Raw genomic sequence first — 5,721 nt, forward strand, 5'->3', positions numbered from 1 at the left:
CTAATAAAATATCAGTAAAAGTTATTATTTCTCCTTTTATGTAATTATGTTCTTTAATATAGTGAATTATTTTTCTGAATTCATAATCTTTCATTTTATAATCTGTTGCCTTTGGAGTATTGGACTTGTTAATCTCTCTTAAAATACTATAAATTAGACGCATTAATATCCCTCCTATACCAAAATTAAGTATATCATTCTTAGACTTCAAGTACGTTTAACCCCGTCCTAATTTTAAGACGAGGTTAACAATAGTTGTTTCAATTAAGTAGTAAACTTCATTATGCTGTGAAAAATAATATCAAAGTTGTTAGAGTTTTGTTTATTTCATAACAGTACCAGATCGTATTATAAGATCAACAAATTACCTGGCTGCTCATTCTTAATAGATTTTATCCTTAAGGTAATCAAGATCGCATTAACTATATTCTTGCGCCATATTGTGGAAGATATCCTTACAAACGCTGTTACACACGACTTATTCCCAGTATTTTAGAGATAGTATTTTCTTGTGTAAATATGGTTGGACTTCTGGGTATGTTAGATTATCTGGGAGTGATTCAAAAAATTCAACTTCACATATCTCTGAATTTGGTAAAGAACCTAATTCAATAATTTCACAAGAAAACAATCTTCCAAATTGTTTTCTTGTGGATTTAAAGATTGCAATATCACAAACGGGATGTAAAATGAACTTGATTGCACCTGTCTCTTCTAATAACTCTCGTTTTGCAGAAAATTCAATACCTTCGTTGTTCTCTCTGTGACCTCCTGGTATTTCCCAGGATTTTCTTTCTTTATGCCTAACATACAGCCACTTTCCATTAAATATAGTACTTATTACAACAAACTCCAATTTTTCTTCTGAAATTTCATCTATTTTGTAAAATTGCACTGTCATATGGTTCGCCCTTTCCATACGCCAAATTGTTTATAATTTCACCCAATTATTTCTCGTTGTTCTTTTTGAAATTTGTATTACTCTTGTTAGGATTGCTTTTGCTACATTCTAGCGTCAATTTGCGGAAAACAAGAGGCTCACCCAATTTCTAAACCTCCATTAACTACTTTGAATTAGCTTTTACTATTAGGAAATGAGGGCTGGTCATGAGATAGTAATAAGATTTTTCTTTCACTTCTTTCATCTTTTCTTGCGGCTGGGGTTCAATCAGTTTATCGAGATTGAAAAATTGAGTGGTTTCATTTACGATGCTTTGCATGGATCTTCTGTAAAAACTGACATCAATTGCAATATTAGGTTTGTTCCAAGTTTCTGATAAGTATTGGGTTTTAAAGTAGTCATCACAATTGTACCTTGTATAGTCCATAAATGGGTGATGAACTGAAAATAGAAAGGTTCCATCTGCTTTTAAAATCCGATTAAATTCCTGAAATGTATGAGTCCAATCCTTAAGATAATGAAGCGTAAGTGAACTTACAATCACATCAAAGGAATCATCCTTAAACGGAAGGGTTTCTTGAAGATCATGACAAAGGAATGTCACTTCTTCTCCTATACGTTGCTTAGCTGCTTTCACCATTTCCGGACTTATATCTATACCAGTAACTTCCGCCCCTTGATGCAATAACTGAGAAGAATACCAACCAGCCGAACAACCAGCATCAAGCACCCTTTTTTCTTTCAATTGTTGAGGCAAAGCAGCCATCATAGCTGGGCGCTCATAATAAGAGTTGTAAGGACTTCCCTTATCAACATCGTTTTGATATGTATAAGCTAATTTGTTATAAGTATCTTTCGTTGAATTATCCATGTATTTCTCTCCTTCAAATCATTGATATAACATTAATTATAAGTTCACTTTTTTCGTAAAATGTCCTGCTCTTATTCATGGCCTAAATCATAAATAAAGGCGCATCTCTTAGAGAAATGCGCCATATCGTATTATAAGATTCGCAAATTACCTGGTGCCCATTCTTAATAGACTTATCCTTAAGGTACTCAGGATCGCCTTTACTATATTCTTGCGCCATATTGTGGAAGAAAACAATCTTCTAACCTTACTGACCCTTTAGATATTTGTATAGATTTATACCTTTTTACAGATAAATATCATTTCATTACTGTCTTCATGGAATGAACTCTTATCCCAAGAACCATAAACATCTAATATAGTGAAGCCATTTTGTTCTATTAACCTTTCCATTTCCATTGGAAATACAAAACGCAGGGAAATCATATCTTCTTCAATAGCTATAACTTCCTCGTTGTCGTTAATAAATTCCCTTCGAGATTTACAATTCTGTATTTGAGTAAACGAATTATATGATGCCGTTTTATATTCAATTACTTTTCGATTTCGTTTATCAAAATAAGAATTTTTGGATTCCTCAATAGCTGCTAATTCTCTTATCTTTGGATATCTTGTACCAAAAATAAATATTCCCCCACTTACAAGATGCTTATGAACTGATAGTAATAATTTGTCCTGTGACTCGTTTGTTAAAAAATGTTGAAAAGAGTTTCCAGTCATAAACATTAAAGAACACATTCTATTGAGTGATAATTTAGTACAATTCTGTAAGACCCACTGAATATCAAGATTCATATTTTTTGTTTTTTCTTTTGCCCTATTTAACATTCCTTCATTTATATCAACCCCAGTAATATTATAGCCAAGCTTAGCAATTGGGATTGTTGCTCTTCCTGTACCACAGGCTAAATCGACAATATTCCCACCCTTTTTATTTGCCCACTCTATTAAAAGTGGAAGGTCTTTTAAATAATTCTCGTATTGTAAATCATAAAACTCAGGATCAATATATTTTTCCATATTATCGTAAAAAATATCATCTAATTGTTTTCTCAATTTTCACCCTACCTCTTAATTTACATATTTTCACTTTATTTCTTAGAGCTATATCAATCTGTCCTATAATTGATACACTTTTGATAACCAATTAATAGTTTTAAACACCTCTTTATCACTTATATCTTCATCAGTTATTAATCCTGTGAGCTTAATACCACTATCTCCACCATATTCATCATAGGTGTTAATAATTAATTGAATACCATTCCTCATATCTATTATCCAATCTTCAGACCTTTCATAATAAGGCCTAAAAATAGTGCGACTTACCCCTAGAGTTTTATTTAGAGCTTCAATAACTTTGTCAGCTTGATGATACCTTGGGTATGCAAAATTATGAAGATTTTCACTTTCTTTAAATAAAGATTTGATATGATTCTGCCTATCGGTATTTTTGTTACCTACACCTTCATATGAAATGTAGTTACCTCTATCATCTTGTCCTTTTATGTAATCTCGAGGGTCTACTTTTGGTCGTAATTTTATTAATCTTGGTTTCATTCTTTCCCCTTAATTTAATTTGTGTGGATATAAGTAGGGTAAGAGTCCAGCACCTTATCATATTTAGCGCTATTTTAATAATCTCATCAAACTATTGATTATTCATTTACCCCTTCAATTTTTAGTCTACAAACTACTACCTATGCACATCTTTCTGAGCTTGTATATATCCTTAATACGTACAAGTACCGTTTTGGACTCTTTAATTGTTTCCATTTTAGAAACCCACTAAATAACGATTCATACTGATTAATCAGTAAATAACCACAATGAGACACTGCAAACAACGTAAGTTTTACCTATATATCCATATTTACCCTCCTAGTTGTACAATATAAGATTGGCAATTTGAACGAAGAAAAAGTAAACAAATAAAGACGCTTTTCAGAGTTATTTCTGAAAAGCGCCATTTTGTTGAAGATCACTTGAGTTTCTATTACCTGTATAATGGATTAATCTAAGTTAAATCAATCTATAAATCATATCAAGGTACCAATTTAACAAGAAGGATATAAGGCAAATTTCAAACTGGAAGATTATGAGGTTATTACATCTAATAGTCCAAAAAGAATACCTCGATTTACACTGTTTGAATAGATGAAAAGACTTTTGTACTGATGACTACACCATGTACAGATAAATTAGAGATTCTTTTGGTAGAAGAACTACCTGTAGATATAAGGAATTACTTTTTAGCTCCTATTATGTAAATAAAAATTGAATATGCTAAATATCACCATATGAAAATACCTCTGATTCTCCATTTCGGAAAATAGAGGTATTATACTTATTATACTGGGTCAGGGTCTCCTTGTTCAGGAGGACAAAGTGGTACCTGGAATATATCTTTCAAAATATTAAACGTATCTTCATTTATTACAATATCTAATACGCTAGCACCTTGCTGTACTCTAGCAAAGTAAGTGATATTCTCATCACACAATGATGATCTTACACATATAACTTGAAGATTCTCCATTGAATAACCTCCTCTCTAACAGTCTCATAGTAGACTATGAAACAAGAGAAGATATGCTTGTACTAATGGCTTGATATTTTAGTACATTTTCCATTATTGCTTAATTTATTTCTTTTAACCTTCTATATAATGCTGCACTAGAAACATTAGTAATTTCACAGATTTGTTTTACTGAGGTCAGTAACATAGAATGTGTCTCCTGGTTGTAGGGTATCTAGCGTTTATCTTTTATTCGGGGTTATCATTATTATCAACAGTATTGTAGCTATTTTTCAACATTACTATTTGTAAGGATAATAAATATTCTTTTCGTAGTAATCCCGTTATCAATAGGAATGGGCGCTCGTGAACTCTTAGTTAATTAAATGGTTAAATAACTCAGGAATTCTATTCCTAAAATGCAAATAATTATGTTCACCACCATCAATAATATTGAAATTAATAGTAGGAATTTTTTCTTTTAGAATATCATAAACAGATTTATTTGAGTTTACAAATTCTTTACTAATTATTGTTCCTTCACCTGCTTCATTTGTTCCACAGTCGAGATAAAAACTATTAATTGCAGATAAATCCGTATTTCTTAATAACTCTTCAATATTTTCTTGATTAGCATAAAAAGCGGATGACATTATTACGATATTTTTAAAGACTTTAGGATATCTACAACAAGCATAAGTAGTAATAAGACCACCTAATGAAATTCCTGCCATTGAAGAATGATCTATTAAAGTACGATATTTATCATCTATAAGAGTTTTTAATTCATTTACAATAAAATTAATATACTGCTTTCCTTTCCCGCCGAAAGGCTCAATTTCTCCTCTCAATTGTTTACTGTATTCCCCATTTACCCAAGGACAATATTCATTCTTTCTCTCTTCCTTATTCTGGTCTATTCCTACAACAATTACATTTAGTTTTTTCTCATTTAAATATGTTTCGAGTTCTAAGGAAACCCCTCCGATTGCATCATTGTCTCGAAAAACATTCTGACCATCATGCATATATATCACTGGATACCTACGCTTAACGAGATTATAGTCATTAGGAAGATAAATTCTAATTTTTCTTTCTTCTTCAAAAGCTGGAATATAAACAGAAAAAATTTCTATCATCAAGTACTACTCCCTTTAATTTATTTCTGTACTTTTTAAGAACTCCTCACTAAATATTAATTATCTCAAAAAATTAATATTTAGACACTTTATTCCACAATATTGTTCCTCACCTGAAATTCTTTCTCTATTAAATAGTCTCCTGCATGAATAATGGCACATAACTATATTTCAGATATGCGCCATATCGTATTATAAGGTCATCCAGATTGATATTTTATCTGGTTGGCCTTCTTTTTATAGGCTATTCTTTAGGTAGTCGGGATAGGACGTATGCGCCAGTGGGACTTGA

6 protein-coding genes are annotated in these 5,721 nt (G+C 31.4%); all 6 read right to left on the reverse strand.

Translation table 11 applies throughout. The features are described 5' to 3' along the window. Positions 1-478 precede the first annotated feature (478 nt). Positions 479-901 (reverse strand): NUDIX hydrolase, encoded by a 423-nt coding sequence (locus SLH48_RS22010; RefSeq protein WP_320259878.1) that lies wholly within the window; start codon positions 899-901, stop codon positions 479-481. A gap of 163 nt (positions 902-1,064) precedes the next feature. After that, positions 1,065-1,772: a class I SAM-dependent methyltransferase gene (locus SLH48_RS22015; protein WP_320259879.1), complete on the reverse strand. Its 708-nt coding sequence runs from the start codon at positions 1,770-1,772 to the stop codon at positions 1,065-1,067. 276 nt (positions 1,773-2,048) lie between these two features. Next, positions 2,049-2,828, reverse strand: a complete 780-nt coding sequence (locus tag SLH48_RS22020; protein WP_320259880.1) for a class I SAM-dependent methyltransferase — start codon at positions 2,826-2,828, stop codon at positions 2,049-2,051. A 63-nt stretch (positions 2,829-2,891) separates the two neighbouring features. Continuing rightward, the gene (locus SLH48_RS22025) at positions 2,892-3,332 is read right to left on the reverse strand and encodes a hypothetical protein (RefSeq protein WP_320259881.1); all 441 of its coding nucleotides are present in this window, start codon (positions 3,330-3,332) and stop codon (positions 2,892-2,894) included. Between the two features lie 790 nt (positions 3,333-4,122). Continuing rightward, on the reverse strand, positions 4,123-4,311 hold the full coding sequence (locus SLH48_RS22030; RefSeq protein WP_320259882.1) for a hypothetical protein: 189 nt from the start codon (positions 4,309-4,311) through the stop codon (positions 4,123-4,125). 353 nt (positions 4,312-4,664) lie between these two features. Then, positions 4,665-5,429: an alpha/beta hydrolase gene (locus tag SLH48_RS22035; protein ID WP_320259883.1), complete on the reverse strand. Its 765-nt coding sequence runs from the start codon at positions 5,427-5,429 to the stop codon at positions 4,665-4,667. Positions 5,430-5,721 lie beyond the last annotated feature (292 nt).

Source organism: Cytobacillus sp. IB215316, from assembly GCF_033963865.1.
GTDB classification, from domain to species: domain Bacteria; phylum Bacillota; class Bacilli; order Bacillales; family SM2101; genus Nanhaiella; species Nanhaiella sioensis.

Excerpts from the sequence above, each read along its gene's own strand:
- SLH48_RS22010 (WP_320259878.1), bottom strand. The coding sequence starts at position 901 with ATGACAGTGCAATTTTACAAAATAGATGAAATTTCAGAAGAAAAATTG.
- SLH48_RS22015 (WP_320259879.1), bottom strand. The coding sequence starts at position 1,772 with ATGGATAATTCAACGAAAGATACTTATAACAAATTAGCTTATACATAT.
- SLH48_RS22025 (WP_320259881.1), bottom strand. The coding sequence starts at position 3,332 with ATGAAACCAAGATTAATAAAATTACGACCAAAAGTAGACCCTCGAGAT.
- SLH48_RS22030 (WP_320259882.1), bottom strand. The coding sequence starts at position 4,311 with ATGGAGAATCTTCAAGTTATATGTGTAAGATCATCATTGTGTGATGAG.
- SLH48_RS22035 (WP_320259883.1), bottom strand. The coding sequence starts at position 5,429 with ATGATAGAAATTTTTTCTGTTTATATTCCAGCTTTTGAAGAAGAAAGA.